Below are 18,066 nucleotides of genomic sequence, written 5' to 3'. Positions count from 1 at the left end.
AATTAAAAAATTGGGTTATTATAATTAATTTACTAGTAGGTGGAAGTAATGATATTGTTTGACAAAAAAGTGATTTTAATTATAGGTTTATTTATTTTAGCGATACTCCGTCTTCCCAACATAATTACTGATTTATTTTATTTCTTACTATACGAAATAACCAATCCCATCACCGTTACCTATACATCAGAATTTTCCGGACTTCCTTTTATGGTAGCTTTATTTTGCTTTACTCCGTATATGCTACTGCTTAAATTTGGGAAGTTTACGGAATTCGGAAAAAAGTTTTTATTTTATGGAAGCCTTATTAGTCTTTTGATAGGCGTAGCAAATCTATCAATCTACACTACTACAACGGAAAATGGTATAACGAAACATTATTACTTTATGAGTAAAGAATATCAATGGGAAAATGTTAATTATGTATATACTTATGTAAATAAACAAACAAAGAGTGGCGTTAATAGAGAATATACTGTTATAACAAAAAAATACGAATTACATTTTAAAGACGGTTCAAAGATAAACGTTTGGGATAACGATATAGACCATTTGTATAACTTACATAGATTACTTGAACAAAAGAACATAACACGAAAGCATTCTACACCTTTTTATCTAATTGATAGAAAAATATATTCTATTGTCAAAGGAGATAAACAAAAAATAAGAGAAGTATTGGGTTTGGATGAGATAATAACCCGAGAGGAAAATATTATTGATTAACTGGTTGATTTAGCCATCGTTTTTTATTTTAATTTTAAACTACTGCTGTTGAACTAAAGGTGAGCTTTTGTCGAAGATTCGAATACCGAAATAAATTAGAAAAGAGGTTGGGACATAAGTAGATTTTTTTAATGAATTCCATTTTACGATTATTAAAATTCGGATAGTTTTAAAAATAGATTGGAGTGAAGGGGTGACTCCTGCGGGAATAGCGTGAGCCTTGAGACCCCGCAGGAGCAAAGCGACGAGGAGGCTCAAGCCACGCCCGCGGAAAGCGTCCCCGTAACGGAAATCAATTTTCTCATTATCAAAAAATCACCATTTCCATAAAAGGAAAATGGTGATTTTTTGTTTTGTCCCAGCCTCTTTTCTTTGTCAAAAAAAGCATCAATACATATGCTAATTGGATTGCTATTTTAGATATAAAAACCTTGCTAATTCGAATGTTTGTACCACTGAACTGAACGGGTTAGATTGTTTCCGATGCTTTCTTATTGTTTAGTTTCGCGGTTTAGCCACGCCACTTTTGTTGTACATAATTATTAATACCCAGAGTCCTCCGACGTCAGGTTATCCAACATTGTATAATCATATTTTTGTAACGGCTTTTCAGCTGGACCTTCTAAAACCTCACCAGTATAGGAGAACCTTGAGCCATGACACGGGCAATCCCAAGAACGTTCACCACTGTTCCACTCCACTTCACATCCGATGTGGGTACAAGTCGTATCAACGATATGCACGTTTCCTTCCTCATCTTTATAAGCTCCTTTTCGGTGCCCATTTACAGTAATGACAGCCCCTTCGTCATTGGCTAAGTTGTCAATATTTTTATCCGAGGTTTCGATCTTCCCTTTAATGAGATGCTTCACCACGTCCGCATTTGAAACAAGGAAGTTTTTTAGACTAGGATGTGCGTAGAAACGTCCGGGAGAATATAAACTTTGATAGGTGTTCTTCTCACCTTTAATGATATCTTTAAACAAAAGGGCTGCAGCTGTTCCATTTGTCATGCCCCATTTTCTATAACCGGTAGCCACCAATATGTTTCGTTGACCCGAAGTGATCTCCCCGATATAAGGGATTTTATCTAACGTAACTAAATCCTGCGCAGACCATCGATAGGCGATTTCCTCAAGGCCAAAAACTTGCTCGCCAAACGTCTCGAGGGCCTTATAATGTTCCATTGTATCCATTCCTTGCCCCGTCTTATGGCTTTCTCCACCTATTAAAATCATTTCTTCATTATTAATTGACGTTGAACGCAGAGAACGTGTAGGCTGATCGGCGCTAATATACATTCCACCAGGGTACTGTTCCTTTGTTTTCACCGCAATGATGTAGGAACGATCGGCGTACATTCTTGTAGAGAATAGACCTAATCCTTCATAGAACGGAAAGTGTGAGCATGACAGAACATAGTTGCCAGTAACGCGTTGTCCTTCACGCGTAAGGACAGTTGGCTGTTCCCCGGTTTCAACATTTACCGCTGTTGTCTGTTCAAAAATAAGGCCACCCTTTTCCTTAATAATGTCAATTAAATGCGCAAGGTATTTAATCGGATGAAACTGTGCCTGATTTTTCATAATGAGTGCCTTTTTAATGTCGATGTTAAAAGGAATGCTATCTACTAACTCTCCATCAATCCCAATTGTTTCATAAGCCTTTGCTTCCTTTTCAAGCTTACTTGCATAATCGTCCGTAGTAGCATAAATATACGCGTCTTCCTCTTGTAAATCGCAATCAATTTGATGTTCTTCTACTGTTTTTCTTATAAAGTTTAATGCATCTGTATTTGCTTCATAATATAAACGTGCCTTACTTCTTCCAAAGTTATGCAAAAATTCATCATAGATTAAATCATGCTGTGCCGTGATTTTTGCTGTTGTGTGACCAGTTGTACCATTTAATAATTTATCCGCTTCCAAAACTGCGACTTTTAACCCTTCATTTACTAAGAGATAAGCAGATGTGAGGCCAGTAATCCCGCCCCCCACAATGACAACATCAACGTCAATATCTTCATTTAATTGAGGAAACTCCGGTAAATCAATAAACTCTCTCCAATATGGCTCAGGATTTTGCGGTAATTTTCCTTCCCCTTGGTTATGTTGAGACATGATAATTCCTCCATATCAAAATTTTTACAAAGATGATACTAGAGTTTCCATTTGTCTATTAATTATTCACGCAATAGAATAAAGAGTGTTTTTAACAATGAAAAACGAGGCAGTGTGTCATAGAGGATAAATAGTAAGTGTAATCAAACCCGGAAATTCAATTTCCGGGTTTTTTATTTTCTACATACTATACATTCAATAAACAGTAGACAGGTAATTTCGACTTTTCAATAAAACAAACTGAATATGTTCTTTAGCAAATTTACATGCCTTTATATAAGTAAATAACTTATTATTAGCATTTATTAGACTTACTGTACCTTCTAAACATATGAGAAATAAGAATAATAGGTTTAGGTAGATGTATCTTACTATTATTCTCTCTTGGCATAATATACTTCGAAAGGAGGTAAAAAATATGCAATATTATAATCGTTATAATAATTATGGTCATAGTGACTATGAGGATTGGTATGATTCTTATGGAAGACGTCATCGAAGACGAAGGCACCGACAGCACTACCCATATCCATACCCATACTACCCACCCTTCCCAGTATATCCTGTATACCCTCCACGACGACGCAACCGACCTTACTAACCAATAATAATATGAATATTTATTATTTGGGCATTTCCGACTATAGGTCTCATTTATTCGCTTGTTATGAAATGTACTAACTCTATATTTTAAATGGTTTCGTAAGCAATAACCCTTCACTTTTGTATTTACTTCAACTTCAATCATATAGCTCTCTGTTTTAACTTCATCATTGCATAAATAGAATGTTCTCCTAATAAGATACTATGGACTGTTTTCTTAATGGCGGCACAATTAGCATTCAACAACATCGGAATGACCCACCTGATTTAATGATCTAGGAAAAGTCGACCTCCAACACTTGATATCCATGCTGTCGAAGCTGAAGATTAACGTGTATTGAGGTTCACATAAGAAGACTTTTTAAAGTGTTCCATATTCATTTTGACAATGTATTTGAGTTGGAGGCGACCATATGATTACGAAGAAACCAGCTTTATTAACAAAAGAAGATTTTCATACTAGAACAGACTTGCCAAGCTGGCTTTATAAAGAATATGAAACTTTTCATAACACGGTAACGGATAAAACGTTCCCATGTTTTTTTGGAATGAGTGGCGAACAAAAAGGAGAGCTTCGCTATGCTTATATCACTCAAGGTGATTGGGGTAATTTACCAGTTGCATTGAAAGACTTTCTATATTTATTTCAATTACCAAACTACAAGAAACACGGTCTTTTTGTATTTGTAGAGCCTTTCGAGCAAGAAGGTTCTATTGAAGATTACCGAAAGCAATTTTGGGAGATCCTCCAATACTTACATGAAATTGACGAAATAGAATGGCCGGAAGAAAGTCCTCGCGACCCAGAGCACTATTTATGGGATTTTCGATTCCATGGAGAGCCAATCTTCGTATTCGGAAATGCTCCTGCATATAAGAAACGAAAGACACGTCATCTAGGAAATTCGATGGTTCTTGGATTCCAGCCCCGCAAGATATTTGAAGGGTTAGAAGGAACTGAAAAAGGTGGTATTATGTCACGGGAAAAAGTTCGTAAACGTGTAGAAGCATGGGATCAGTTGCCTAAACACCCAGATATCGGCCATTTCGGTGACCCGACGCATAATGAATGGAAGCAATTCTTTATCGGTGATGATATTGAGCCAATTCAAGGCAAATGTCCATTTCACCATAAATCACAAGCATAAAATCAAGCCCAGACATACCCCTTCATTGTTTTTTGATTTTTTACAATGCTTTAAAAATCCAGCTCTACAATCTCTTTAAGCCCTTGATATTTCAATCTTTATACAGATTTCCCACCACCTTTCATCCATATAAAAAAACAGGAGAACAAGAAAAGAATTCCTCACTTCTTTCTTGTTTCTCCTGTTTTTGTTTTACTACTTATTCACGTTCAGTTCCCCATTGAAGCGCAACTTTATTTTCATTTTTGCAGCGGTTGGTTTTGTGAATCATTATTTTTTTCGAAGGAACAAAACATCGCCATCCGCGCAGTTGCACGCCAGTAATGGTACACGAGGCGATCAATCCATAAAATCGACTCCACCTTCGAGAAAGCCACTTGTATTTGTGTAGCGTTTTCTACAGTTCGTTCAAAATATTCATTTCGACGTCTTTTTCGTTCAGCTGCTATTTTTTCCGATGTCTGCTCAAAGATTTTTTCGACTTCAAAGATTTTCTCTTTTTCATCAAAAAGTACCTCTACTTCAAACATCGTTTCATGTACTTGATTCATAATGGTCTTCTGGAACTTAATGGCTTCAAACTTTTGTTGCTCTCTTAAAACTTTGGTTAATCGACTTAAATGATCTAAGACATGTAAAATATCGATATGTTTATTGCGTAATTTTGAAGAATTTGATTGGACTAAATCTAAAAATTTTCGGGTAATGTCAATCGCTTCTTCTACTTCTGCCACCTTTTTTTCGAAACTAGGTGTTACTTTTCTTGATTCAATAAATTCCAACATCGCACGTGTCAGTTGTTTCATCATTTGCAATAACGCGGTATAACAAACCTCTAATGCCGCAGACGGTACAGAAACTAAATTTGAGTCTAAATTTCTTGTTAGAGCATTGGCCTTCTCTGGCAATAACTTTTCTAAAAGCGATGCAAATGGACGAATAAATGGGAAAAATAAAAGTGCACCTATCATACTAAATAGTGTATGGAAAATGGCTAATCCTAGCGTCTCATCAATACTACCCGTCATCCATATAGTAATGGATTCTGTGAATAGTAGTATGTATTTAAAAAAGATTGTTACGATAATGGCAGTAATTACATTGAATAGTAAGTGAGTAATTGCTGTTCTTTTTGCGGCGATTGATGAGCCAATTGCAGCAAAAATGGCCGTTGCTGTCGTTCCAATATTTTGCCCGATGACTAAATAGGCAGCTTGTTCATAATCAATCGCTCCTGAAAATAGTGCCGCTAACGTTGCTGCCATTGCCGCGCTCGAAGCTTGCATAATAATCGTCATGACAATCCCAATAACAATTAATAGCAAAATCGAAAAAAATGAGTCTGTTTTAACTAAATCAAAAGGAATCAGTGCTTGTGCAGAATTCATCCCTTGTTGTAGAAGGTCAATTCCTAAAAACAACAGACCAAAACCGACTAAAACACCACCATATTTTCTTATATTATAAGGGGCAATCAACTGCATGAAAGCGCCCAACCCTATAATCGGTAGAGACAGGGATTGAAGACTAATTTTAAACCCTAGAAGTGAAATGAGCCAACCTGTGCTAGTACTACCAATATTGGCCCCAATAATTACGCCAATCGATTGAACAAAGGAAATTAAACCTGCACTAACAAATCCCACTGTCAATAATGTTGTTGCTGTGGAAGATTGCATAATAATCGTCATGAAAAGACCGGTAAATAAAGAAGACATGGGGCCTCTCGTAATTTTGTTTAACCACTTTTTTAAGGCTTCACCGGCAATTTCCTTCAAACCATTTGTCAGCATCGACATGCCGATTAAAAAAATGCCAATACCTCCAAATACGGTAATCAATACATATCCTCCCTCTGACGTTAGTTTATTTCTGTGTAAACTTATATTCTAAAATACTTTTTTAATAAATGAAGGTTGTTATTCAGAGAGTATGACCCTCCCTCGAGAAAGGTTCCCCTTTATCCATTCGTGTTCACGATAAATGGGAATAAAAAAAGACGTCCAAAAAGAACGCCTTTTTTCACCATATGAATGATGGTCAAACATTATAAGATTTCATTGATGATTTCTTTTTCTTCTTCCTTTAAATAAATCACAAGCTCTTGGCGATAAACACCTTCTACTAAATAATGATCTAACGTGTGGAAATCATATTTATAAGTTCCAAAAGGGAAGGTAACGTTTTCACCTTTTACTGCTGCAAGTAATCCTGCAACATCCGTCGAAACCATTTCCAGTACTTCTTCACCAGTTCTTGTTAAAACAAATACAACATTCATAGTCACTTATCTCCTTCTACGCTCCGACAAACAAAGTCGCTTGGCAAACCCCTATAAAAAATGCAACATTTTGCAACGGGCTGTTGTCATGAATAACTAATGTCATTTCAAATTGGTCGTCCTTAAATTCAGCTTTCCATTTTGCGATGATTTCATTTTCGAATACAAACTCGGACCAATCTTCCATCTCTTTATTAATTTGAATTTTGATTTCACCGTCAGATATATAAAGCTCTGGTATGCCGATTCGCCAATTTTCATAAGAAATAATGTAGGTTTTTTGCCGCTTTGTATCGACTGCTTCATACCAAAGCTTTCCTCTTCGGCTAATTTTTTTTATTATCAATTCTTTTTCATTGTTCGCGTTATATATATCGTATTTTAAAAAATATCGATAATCGAACATGCGATCTAATTTTTGTTTAAATTGATTATCATAAATACGTTTTGAAATGGCTACAAGTTGTCCCTTTTCGTCAAATACTTGAATTTCACCTGTATATTCAATTTCTTTTGGGTGTGTATAGTTATAGTGCATGGTATCTCCTCTTATATGGCGCGTGTCAATTCTACCTTAGATTATACAATAGATTTCATGCAAAAATGAGAAAAAGCTCTGTACGTTTTGCACAAAGCTCGTCCTACTAATCATCGGTATCAATCTTACTCCATGGTGTACCTAGTTTCGGTAATGCAAACCGATCCAATCCATACCAACCCGCAACTTTCCATGCAAGAACTAGCCAAGTGGCAAGGATAAATAAAATCGGATTCGTACTCACTGTACCCGCAAATAAGAAACTGACATTCATTAACGCGCCGAAAAATGCAGCAATTCCTGTTAAAAGGCCTACGATTAAACCAAGCCCAACTAACACCTCACCATAAGCTACGATAAATGCGAACCCTTTTGCATTGGGCAGGACCATATTTTCTAGAAATGTCGCATACCATCCGGCAACATCTTTCGTTTCTGTCGACTTTGCAATCGCGCCTTGTACAAACCCCGCAACTGCAGCTCCCCCATTTTCCCCGATCCAGGCATCATTATGTATTTTTCCCCATCCTGCTTTTAACCAAGCGTATCCAACATATAGACGAACGAGAAGCCAAAAAATGGCTGAACGGGTATCACTAAATAAAAATTGAGAAACTGGATTTTCTTTTATATAAATAATCTCTTTTTTACTCACATTTTCCCCTCCTCTTCCATTATTATAAATAGATAGCTATATAATATGCTATAGGTTCTGGAAATTAAGGTAAATTTTTCAATATCTGTTCACCAATTTGAGAAGAATATTTCATATAAAAAGGTTCTACAGTGGAATTCCTGTAGAACCTTATAAATTGTATTAAATTATCAGAATTGTTTCGGTGCCTGGCACTTTACAATGAAACTAGCGAAAAAAACTCGTCGTACAGGGCACGCAAAATTTGGTTTTCTGATTGTTGTAAAACACCAAATACAAGACTTACTTCCGATGAACCTTGATTAATCATTTCGATATTTGCACCTGTTCTTGAGATGGCAGATGCAGCACGTGCAGCAAGACCTGTATTGTTACGCATTCCTTCCCCAACAATCACGATCATCGAGAATCCGTGACGGAAATGAACATCATCGGCATGTAGCTCTTCTTTAACACGCTTTAAGATGCGTTCTTCAGCAGCTGGTGTTAATTGGTTTGAACGGATAACGACTGATATATCATCCAATCCTGATGGCGTATGGTCATAAGAAATATGCTCTTCTTCAATAATTTGTAGAAGTTTACGTCCAAAACCAACTTCACGATTCATTAAATATTTAGATACATATAATATAGAAAATCCACTATCTGCAGAAATACCTGTTACAGGGCGGCCATTTGGTTGGCGCACTGGTAAAATTTTTGTTCCAGGTGCAGATGGGTTATTTGTATTTTTAACCGTTACAGGGATACCTAATTTAAAAACAGGCATTAACGCTTCATCATGGAATACGGAGAAACCTGAATACGATAACTCACGCATTTCACGATAAGTAATTTCTGAAATACCAACTGGGTCATTTACCACCTTAGGATTTGCAGAAAATACACAGTCTACATCTGTAAAGTTTTCATAAAGATCTGCTTTTACTGCAGCCGCTAAAATCGATCCTGTAATATCTGAACCACCGCGATCAAAAGTACGTAAAATGCCCTCTCTTGTATAACCGAAGAATCCAGGGAATACGACGATTTCGTCCCCATTTCCTAAATCTTTTAAATTGTCATACGCTTCTGGAAGAGCCATTGTACGTTCTGGTAAGTCGTTTACCACTAAACGGTCTTTTGGACTTACATATTTTGCACGTAGTCCAATGGCGTTGAAGTATTCCGCAATTAATTTTGCGTTATTATCTTCACCACTTGCCTTAATATTATCAATAAATAATTCTTGCTTAGATTTATCTGAAGCAACACGCTCTTGCAAGTCTTTTGCAATCACATCACAAACTGTTTGATCTAAACCTAATTCATCTGTAATTTCTTTATATCGATTGACTACATTTTGTAATTTATTCGTTACATCGCCATTGTTTAAGGCTGCATCTGCTAAATCAATTAAAAGATCTGTTACTTTTATATCATCACCATAACGTTTTCCTGGGGCGGAAACGGCAACGATTTTTCGATCCGGATTAGATTTCACAATATTTGCTACTTTTTTAATTTGCTCTGCATTTGCAACAGACGTACCACCAAATTTACATACTATCATTTCACCAAATCCTTACTATTCAAGATTGTATTTTCCGAAAAAACATTTGATTGTTCACAGTGTACAAATTTTATAAACGTACGTCAAGACTATTTATAGAAAACGATAATATTTTTACCAAATTATGATAAAATTTAGTTATCAATTCGTCATAACATTAATATTGGTTAAATCAATAAGCCTATAAGTGGCAAATATAGTTAGCCCCATATATTCTCATCTAATGGCCATTCTTTATAAAACATGTACTTCTTTGTATTTATAACTTTTAAATTCACTATATTATATGTACATCTGTGTATATTGATAGCGTATTTGCCTATCCAACATAAGATTGTAAATTGAAAATAAAACCGTGCACATCGTTTTTTGCGATGTACACGATTTAGTATTTTAATGCTTTAAAGTGCCATTATTCAATTTAACAAACTAATTATATACTAAGTTTACAAAGGTGCAAGGTAGAAATAATTGTAAATATCAAATTTTCTATTATTTAATATTTATTACTTCTATATAATAGATATCCTTTAAACTAAATTCGATTTCTCCTGTATTATTTACTAGATTAATTTTATTAGCATTCGTTGCAATTAACGTACCAAAGATGCAACCTTCCGCAACTTTCACCTTCACATCTTTCCCTAAATATTTTTTTAGATGGAGGTATAATGGGATGCCAAAAAATAAATTCAATAGTTCCGTATCTTTTGTGACAAATTCACCGAAGTTAAATGCCAATTCTCGTCTCATTTCTTGCGATGCATCATGAAATTCAGGGACTATTGCTTTATCATATTCACATTTGTTTTCTCTTGTAACAGAGAGTAAATGTTCATACAAAATAAATGTTGCGGAACCAACTTCATTCATTTGAATAAAATCTCGTCCTGCAGTAGCTAGTTTTCCGATTTTATTTAAAATCTTCCCGTGACAATCCGAACCATCCATATCGATTCGTTCTTGCTCCTCCTCACCTTCGTCTGTATCGCCTTCATCTTCAACTGGAGTAGTGAGGATTTGCGCTTTCACAATTTCCCCTCTCAAATTAAAAAAATGAAGTTGTAATTGTCGGGTATTATTCGGATTACTCTCCGAACCGAGCGATCTGAGCAAATCATTTACTTCTTCAATACAAGCTTGCAATTCATTTAACTCATCAGCAGAAAGAGGACTATTCGGTGAAGTGAATCGAGGTGTCTTTTTTTGTTTTTTACAATTAAAAGGTGAGCCAAATAAATCAACTGGTTTAATCGGTGGCTGATTGTTACTAATGTGATGACTAGCATCGTTTAATTTATGACAGGTACATTTACGATTATGACATGTTTTACAACGTCTCATTTTGAACACCTTCATTCTTTTCTGGTGAATGGGTATTTCGAGCACTTTGCTTTGGTGGTAACGCTGAGAGAATGACTTTTCTTCCCAATATATCCTTTGATAATTGGACACTTTTTATCGCACGGCTAACATATTTTTTCATTGTAGAAAACGCTCTTTTATCGTCACGATTTTCTGAATACACTTCTAATGGAGCTAGCTGATTCGTTTTATGTTCCAGTACTCGGAAAATGCCCCAAAGTCCTAATTCAACATCCCATCGAATATTACCCGATCGATACATATAATCTCCTGCTCTTCCAAATAAACTACCTGCTCCATAATGCAGATGGAAGTCGTCATTTCCTCCGACGGCATATTGACCGCGCACCGAAATAACAGATGAATTAATATCATCTTCACTTCTATTGAACTTATGTCCGTGAAGCACAAATGAACGAGCTCTTGCACGATCAGCAGGGGAAGTTAATCGGAAAATTACTGGATCATTTGGATAGGCTAAGAATACTGGTGTACTTGGATCTTCATAAACTTTGGAACTAAATACTTTGTGAATATCCTTAAACTCTTCCACACGATTTCTAAAAGGTTCGTACCGATAGTTAAACCCTCTTGAGCCTCGGTCTTCAAAATCAGGTTCTTCCTCTTCAGGTTGTTCCCCAAAGAACAGTGGATCTGGATCTATAATCAGCTCACCATTTTTATCAAGCAGTCTTACACCATCATGCATTAAAAGAGCAAACTCTCTAAATTCAGGAAGAAGAGGTGTCGAGATAATCACTTGGCTGCCAGTAGTTACTTCTTTTCTTGATTTTGAATCTAAATATTTTGATCCTCTAGGTTCTGCAATTAACATCCCAAATGCTCCATGGTGACGATGATTTCGAATGTCTGCCATATCCCATAAATTCACACAACCGATATCTTGATCAATGTACCATCGATAGGTAATACTTTCGCCAGGACCAATTGTTTGATCATCATTAAATCCAACCGTTGCCCCATCAGAATGGCGAACATCGTATTGTACGAGTTGCGCATGCATGGAAATACGGTTCGACGGTGGGAAAAACGCATCCACTGGTACTTCCGGATAGCCGTGTATTCCATCATGATGATCTACGCCAGTTAGGTTATTCGTTAAAGTCACTTCCACATATTCCCCAACATTTGCACGAATTATGAGTGGTTCAGGGTTTAGCTTCCCAGATAAAATATCTTTTACGTCTTTTTTCAAGGCAAAGACGATACCGAATGGATCATGATCCCCTTCATCGTTATAATCAATCCTTGTATTTAAGGCTACCACCTCATATTTTCTCACTTTGGCATTCGGTGGGTAATCGTATTGACCAAGCACAGCCATTGGAGGTTTCTTCCCTGTTCGTTTAGGTAACGGCTTCTCTCTTTTTTCAGGAACCTCACGATCAGGTAATGGTTTTAAGTGTTTTACCCTTTTTTCATAGGAGCGGAAGATGCCCCAGTTCCCTAACCAAATATCCTCTAATGTCCCAAAATGATACAGCATATCAAAATCCCCTTCACCTTCCATGTTAAATTCCAATGTGAAGGTTTCAGCGATGACGATATGTTGCTGTTGGTCGAGCTCTGAATCTAAATCTGGGCGCTCCCTATACCATCTTTGTCGGTGAAGATTAAAACTATGCGATTCTTCATGTGCACCTTGAATGAGCCTTACTCGAACAGGATCGCCATTATATGTTTCAAGCAGAGGTGTCACAGGATCTCCATGCACCCACGAGCTAAATACATATGCAGGATCACAATCTGGCTCTTTTAACCGGAATTGGATTGGCTCATTTCGATAGTTCACACCCATTACACCTGGATCATCTGGTGAACCAGGGAAAGGAGGAGGATTTAATGGACATCCATCTTTATCAAACAGTAAAGCAAAATCATGCACAAACAAATTAATTTCTCTAAAATCTGGAATCAATTTATTTGTAATCATCGCCTGTGTCCCGGCGTTTATTTCCTTACCAGTATAAGGGTCTAAATACTCGGAACCTCTTGCTTGTATATTAATGCTAGCAAAAACACCATGTTGTTGATGTTCATTGGCAAATAAATGGTCATGCCAAAACGTACATTTTAATTCCACATCTGCGTACCATTGATATTCAATTGTTTCACCCGGGAGAATGCCAGAATCATAATTCCAACCAACATTTGCACCATCTGCTACAAGAACGTCAAACTTTACGAAATGAACATGCATACCAGCTTCATACGTTCGATTGACTAATTGGAAGGCATTGCCCCCTATCGTTTCAGGCAACTTATTCGTATATCTAAAACGTACCACTTCCCCAGCATTTGCTCGAATAACGAGGGGCTCTGGTTTTTTTCTACCGCATCTTACATCCTCTTCATCTTCCGCTAGAACATATAGGCGTCCTTCTGGATCATGCCAGCCTTGATTGTTATACACAATCGGCATTTGCATTAATACGACATCATAATTCCGAACTGGTGCATTTTCAGGTGCTGGATTGACAAACACTGCACCCGGTACCGCATTTGGCGCAAAATGGTTTCGTTCAATAATTGTCGGTTCTCTGCCATTTTCAATACCTAATGGAGGACGTGGTGCTTTAAATCCAGGAATGCCCGGTATAAAGTTTGGAAAGCCTGGTCGATCGAGTGTGGGTTTTGGCGGAAGCGGTCGATCTGGAAGTGGTTGAAGTGCTTTAATTTGTACACCATTTGGATAACACATAGTGCCATCTTGCAATGTATCAAATGTTCGTTGCATACCCCACATCCCTTCGCCAAAGTGCGGGTATAAGTGACAATGGATAATCGCATCCCCTATTGCCCCATGCAAACTCCCTGCCCCATACATTGGTGAAACCGTAAACTGTGCTTGTGGTGAAATTGCCTGAACATCTACTATTTCTGAGTCCATATCCGTTGCTTCAAATAACCATTGATGCACATGATAATGGAACGAGTGCGTTTCTTGTGTACCACCATGAACAAGGCGAATTTTTATTGGATCTCCTACATACGCACGTAGTATTGGTGTGTCTGGGTCTCCAAAAACCCAGGAATCATGATGAACTTCTTCCCCTTCACAATCCGGACAAACGACCCCTTCTTGGATCAACCGCATGCGATTTCTCATTGGTTCTGCGCGGTAATTGACAAGGTGTGTTGCCTCTGGTTGAAGAGTATGTGGACTAATTGGCTTTTGACCGGTTAAATCATCCACTTCCATTTCATCATGGAAAAACCAACCGTACTCTCGAAAGGATGGTAACAGTGGATTATGAACATCCGCGAAAGCACCGCTATTGATGGGTTTGCCTGTGATAGGATCTGTCCACCACGATCCTCTAGGTTCCACAAACAATGCGCCAAACAACCCATGTACATTGCTTCCTTGCTCACTTGATAGTGGATTACCTAAATCAGCGAAAAAGTGAATTCCTTCTACATCCGCTTCCCATTTATAAAGAATGGTTTCTCCCTTTCCAATAGTTGTATCCTTGTTTAATCCGACAAATGCTCCATCAGAAGTCATCACATCATACTCGACACTTTGAATATGAATCCCCGTATTAAAAGGCAATTGATTTTCAAATAGTACCTCTATTTCATCGCCCACATTGGCCCGAATCACTAACGGTTCAACTTCATCTACTGTTGAAAAAGGATTAAGCTCCACTTTCTTTTTAATTCTACTTTCATTTTCTTTTAATACATACATCATGCCGTCTGGGTCGTGATCGCCAAATCGATTGACAACAATTCGGATTGGAATAGCGACAATATGAAATTTCCTAAGCATGTTTACCAGTCCGAATGTCTGGAATCTTTGGCCCATCCGGTTGTTCAATATAAAAAACTTCAATATCGTCTAAATGAACACGAAATTCTTCATCATCAAGTTCCGTTACATTCGTTACTTCCGCTTTGATCACGACAAAATCGCTGACAACGTCTACGATTTTTCCAATGATTAAAAATGGAAAAGGAAAGATTAACAGTAACGCCCGTTTTCCCGGATTATTTTGAAAATGCCCAGATACTACCGAATAACGAATATCATTGATGTTTGTCATTCCATCCCCGAGTTGATCGGCGATTTTCGCTAAGTCCTCATTCATAGTTTGCATCCTTTCTGTAATTTATTAGATCAGTGGGATTTTTCGATCCATATCAAATTCGGTGAAGAGTGAAATATGCTCAAATGGAAAACTAAGTGGCGTGGGGAATTTATAAAAAGGAGCATTATGCATTTTGATAATCACCGGGTTTAACGTGAGGTAGCCATTTGTTACTTTCACAACTTTCCCCGTAAATATTGGTCGGAATGTTTGCCCTAAAATACTTAATTGTTTACTTTGTGTAACGAGTAAAATCGTTTTTCCTAACATCTCTTCAAATAATTTATTTTCGTCTAAAATTGGTCCTTCCAAAATATTTTCACCTCCCATTTATAATCACCCTATCATATGGTAATTTGAGTAAATGAAATAAACTAAATCACTAATTTTATAAAAGATAGAAATCCTCTTACTTTCTACTAAAAGAAAAAAGTCCTCCTAAGCCATTGGAGGACTCAAAGCTTTTTAAACCATTTAGTAAAAATACGTTCGATAAACGACATCATTCTTGTTTGTTTCATGTACTGAATTTTGTGGATCGGGATTTTATTATTTCCCTTTAATAGCACAACTCCCTTTTGAATATCACGAATTCTGTTGTGATACGATTTTCCAGCGAGAATGATTAATTTTGTCCCCTTCCAGCTTTTTAAATTTGTCTCCAGAAGCTCTTCAAAAAATTGTTGTCTTAATGCTTCTTTACTAGCCACCGTATCACCAAAGTTTGTTAGTAATTTTCTCCTTAGTTCTTGATCAATAACGACATGTTGGTGGCTCCCTGGAACATCGGGTAATCCGAATGGTGTCTTTGCGGAATGGATCGAAGTGAATGGAATCCAATAGCGGGTAAATAACGTTTTCAGCATGACAAAATTTCTACCTACAACCGCTACCTTCCCTACTGTATGGATAACCTCTTCTCCATTTCTCGAATACACTTCCACTAACTGATTTTTCTTTGATTTAAAAAATTTTAATAAAATCATTTGTTTCTTAGCATTCGGCAGTTTTGCCCCCAAGTGCTGCAAATTGGCGCTATGAATATAGTCTTGAAGCATTTTTAATTCATGTAATGGTAATGAGCTTGCAGGGGACGTATAGTGATCTTCTTTCTTGAGCTCAGGGTATTCCTTTTCATAGAGACGGTTCATCTGCATCCTTCCTTTTTTTTAGTTGTCACCAGTCTTAATGCATCATACATACACTGTTAGGGAGGAGTTGATTGATTTGAATCTATTTATTTTGATTATTTTCATAAGCTACTTCTTCGTTAGTGCCGTTTCCTATTCTTATTTATATAAGAAAAAATATTTAATTAGTTATCATCTTGGCATGAACATTGCAATGACAAGTGGTGGCGTGATGGGGATCGCTGTCGGTACATTACTCGGCTATTCGTTTCCAGGTCATTATTCCCTGATTACAATTGTTGCTACGATTATCGCCATTGTCATCGGGGCAATCTTTGGTGCGTTAGTCGATTACCAAACATTATTATCAGGCGTTTCAAGTGGTCTTATGGCAGGGATTATGGGGCCGATGATTGGTGTGATTGCGGATTTGTCTCTCGTTACATTTTGTACGATCCTTGTGTATGCATCCTACTGTTTACTTTGTTTTTCCATTCGCTCTTAATTTATTGTAGCGGATTTAAATACGTGAAAATGGAAACGATGATGAGAATTAAGAGCATCAGTGTAAAGTCTACAACAATCCATTTTGATAAATCCGCTATGTTCATTTTTTTCATTTTCCGTCGAATAATAAATCCCATTCCAATTACGAGACAGACAAGTAGGATTTTAATCAATAGTAATATCCCCCATGTTGTTAAGAGTAGGTTAATAGATGGGGCATAAATTACCGTAATAGAGGTTCCTGTAATCGATAAAACACCTATACTATAGAAGGCCATTTTTGAAAAAATAGGTAAAAACTCGTTGACATACAATGTTTCTTTACGCCAAAGAATGATCAGAAGCGTAAGGCCAGAAGCCCAAAGTGAAGCGGCAAGTAAATGAATACTATCCGTGATCACTAATACATATTTTGGTTCAAACTCAAATGCATGCCCATTTAAACTTTTACTTAGTACGATGATCAGCACCCAAACGACGTCAAACCAAATACTTTTAAATAAAAATATAAACCCTAGTAACGCCATGAAAAGTGAAATGATCCACAACGCGGTAAAAATCGTTTCAAAGGGAGAATCGAATGTAAAGGAGAGGCCATTTAACGAAAAAATATTAAATTGGATTAATATTACCGAGATTAAACCTACTAAATGAACCATTTGGAGAATTGTTCCCCAAAATAAAAACGGCTCTTTTATTGCTTTCGGATATTTATGGATGACCAATCGAAACAAAAGAACCCAGCCAATTACAAGGACAAGCCCAAAAAAATACAAGGCTTTCATAAAATAAATAATCCATTCTGATGCTTGCGGGTAATTGTTTATCGGCTCTGGTTGTGGTTGAGTTTGCGGGACTTCGATTTTGTCTATTGGTGGAACATATGGTTTTGGTATCATTTCTTGTTCACTATGTGTATTAGGAGGTACTGGCTCTTCTTTTACCTTCACTTGAAATTGATAGGATCCTCGAATTGGATGCCCATCGTTTGAAGAAATGACGTAATATTCTACTGTATATTTGCTAGATGGTAATGGGGGGATTTGTATAGAAATTTGTTTTTGCTCACTATCTATGTTTTTTGTTACATACTGAATTTCTTGTTGATTTTCATCGAGTAGCTTTAGTGAAAAATCCTTCTCTACTTTACTATTAAAGATGAGCTGGATCTCTGTTGGTGAAGACTCTTGCGTACTATTTTTAGCAGGAGATTCTTCGGTCACAAATGAATGACCCCATACAACCGAATGACCAAAAGCAGCAAAAAAAAGCGTCATAAATAAAATAGTAATAGGTATTTTAAAGGCTCTCATGACAAAATCC

General features: G+C 36.8%; 15 protein-coding genes. 3 read left to right on the top strand and 12 right to left on the bottom strand.

Features of this window, described 5'->3' with window-relative positions; translation table 11 throughout:
- Positions 1 to 54 precede the first annotated feature (54 nt).
- A complete protein-coding gene (locus tag EK386_RS04530) occupies positions 55 to 726 on the top strand; it encodes a hypothetical protein (RefSeq protein WP_126657836.1) in 672 nt (223 codons plus the stop codon).
- A gap of 542 nt (positions 727 to 1,268) precedes the next feature.
- Here the strand turns inward: EK386_RS04530 and EK386_RS04525 are convergent.
- A complete protein-coding gene (locus EK386_RS04525) occupies positions 1,269 to 2,846 on the bottom strand; it encodes an FAD-dependent oxidoreductase (protein WP_126657835.1) in 1,578 nt (525 codons plus the stop codon).
- Positions 2,847 to 3,862: 1,016 nt separating this feature from the next.
- Between EK386_RS04525 and EK386_RS04520 the strand changes: the two genes are divergently transcribed.
- On the top strand, positions 3,863 to 4,597 hold the full coding sequence (locus EK386_RS04520) for a YqcI/YcgG family protein (protein ID WP_126657834.1): 735 nt from the start codon (positions 3,863 to 3,865) through the stop codon (positions 4,595 to 4,597).
- Positions 4,598 to 4,836: 239 nt separating this feature from the next.
- Here EK386_RS04520 and EK386_RS04515 read toward each other — a convergent pair whose 3' ends face one another.
- The 10 genes from EK386_RS04515 to EK386_RS04470 all read right to left on the bottom strand — a co-directional run bounded on the left by EK386_RS04515 (position 4,837) and on the right by EK386_RS04470 (position 16,257).
- Complete coding sequence (locus EK386_RS04515; RefSeq protein WP_126657833.1) at positions 4,837 to 6,438, bottom strand: Na/Pi cotransporter family protein; 1,602 nt, start codon at positions 6,436 to 6,438, stop codon at positions 4,837 to 4,839.
- A gap of 206 nt (positions 6,439 to 6,644) precedes the next feature.
- Positions 6,645 to 6,878, bottom strand: coding sequence for a thymidylate synthase (locus EK386_RS04510; protein ID WP_126657832.1), 234 nt, complete (start codon positions 6,876 to 6,878; stop codon positions 6,645 to 6,647).
- A 16-nt stretch (positions 6,879 to 6,894) separates the two neighbouring features.
- Positions 6,895 to 7,416 (bottom strand): tubby C-terminal domain-like protein, encoded by a 522-nt coding sequence (locus EK386_RS04505; RefSeq protein WP_126657831.1) that lies wholly within the window; start codon positions 7,414 to 7,416, stop codon positions 6,895 to 6,897.
- Between the two features lie 106 nt (positions 7,417 to 7,522).
- Positions 7,523 to 8,071, bottom strand: coding sequence for a DoxX family protein (locus EK386_RS04500; RefSeq protein WP_126657830.1), 549 nt, complete (start codon positions 8,069 to 8,071; stop codon positions 7,523 to 7,525).
- A gap of 196 nt (positions 8,072 to 8,267) precedes the next feature.
- Entirely contained in the window at positions 8,268 to 9,626 is a 1,359-nt protein-coding gene (locus EK386_RS04495; protein WP_126657829.1) for an aspartate kinase, read from the bottom strand.
- Between the two features lie 492 nt (positions 9,627 to 10,118).
- The gene (locus EK386_RS04490) at positions 10,119 to 10,970 is read right to left on the bottom strand and encodes a hypothetical protein (RefSeq protein ID WP_126657828.1); all 852 of its coding nucleotides are present in this window, start codon (positions 10,968 to 10,970) and stop codon (positions 10,119 to 10,121) included.
- Positions 10,957 to 14,787, bottom strand: a complete 3,831-nt coding sequence (locus tag EK386_RS04485) for a multicopper oxidase domain-containing protein (RefSeq protein WP_126657827.1) — start codon at positions 14,785 to 14,787, stop codon at positions 10,957 to 10,959. The genes EK386_RS04490 and EK386_RS04485 overlap by 14 nt, the downstream gene beginning before the upstream one ends.
- Entirely contained in the window at positions 14,780 to 15,106 is a 327-nt protein-coding gene (locus tag EK386_RS04480) for a hypothetical protein (protein ID WP_126657826.1), read from the bottom strand. Before EK386_RS04480 ends, EK386_RS04485 begins: the two co-directional genes overlap by 8 nt.
- Before the next feature lie 24 nt (positions 15,107 to 15,130).
- A complete protein-coding gene (locus EK386_RS04475; RefSeq protein ID WP_126657825.1) occupies positions 15,131 to 15,436 on the bottom strand; it encodes a hypothetical protein in 306 nt (101 codons plus the stop codon).
- A 125-nt stretch (positions 15,437 to 15,561) separates the two neighbouring features.
- On the bottom strand, positions 15,562 to 16,257 hold the full coding sequence (locus tag EK386_RS04470) for a hypothetical protein (protein ID WP_126657824.1): 696 nt from the start codon (positions 16,255 to 16,257) through the stop codon (positions 15,562 to 15,564).
- Positions 16,258 to 16,333: 76 nt separating this feature from the next.
- Here EK386_RS04470 and EK386_RS04465 point away from each other — a divergent pair, with 76 nt between their 5' ends.
- Complete coding sequence (locus tag EK386_RS04465; RefSeq protein ID WP_246027578.1) at positions 16,334 to 16,741, top strand: hypothetical protein; 408 nt, start codon at positions 16,334 to 16,336, stop codon at positions 16,739 to 16,741.
- 1 nt (position 16,742) lies between these two features.
- Here EK386_RS04465 and EK386_RS04460 read toward each other — a convergent pair whose 3' ends face one another.
- The gene (locus tag EK386_RS04460; protein ID WP_126657822.1) at positions 16,743 to 18,056 is read right to left on the bottom strand and encodes a copper resistance CopC/CopD family protein; all 1,314 of its coding nucleotides are present in this window, start codon (positions 18,054 to 18,056) and stop codon (positions 16,743 to 16,745) included.
- Positions 18,057 to 18,066: the final 10 nt, after the last annotated feature.

Origin of the sequence: Lysinibacillus antri (assembly GCF_003977595.1) — a bacterium.
In the GTDB taxonomy this organism is placed as follows: domain Bacteria; phylum Bacillota; class Bacilli; order Bacillales_A; family Planococcaceae; genus Ureibacillus; species Ureibacillus antri.
This window is presented reverse-complemented; position numbering and strand designations above follow the sequence as displayed.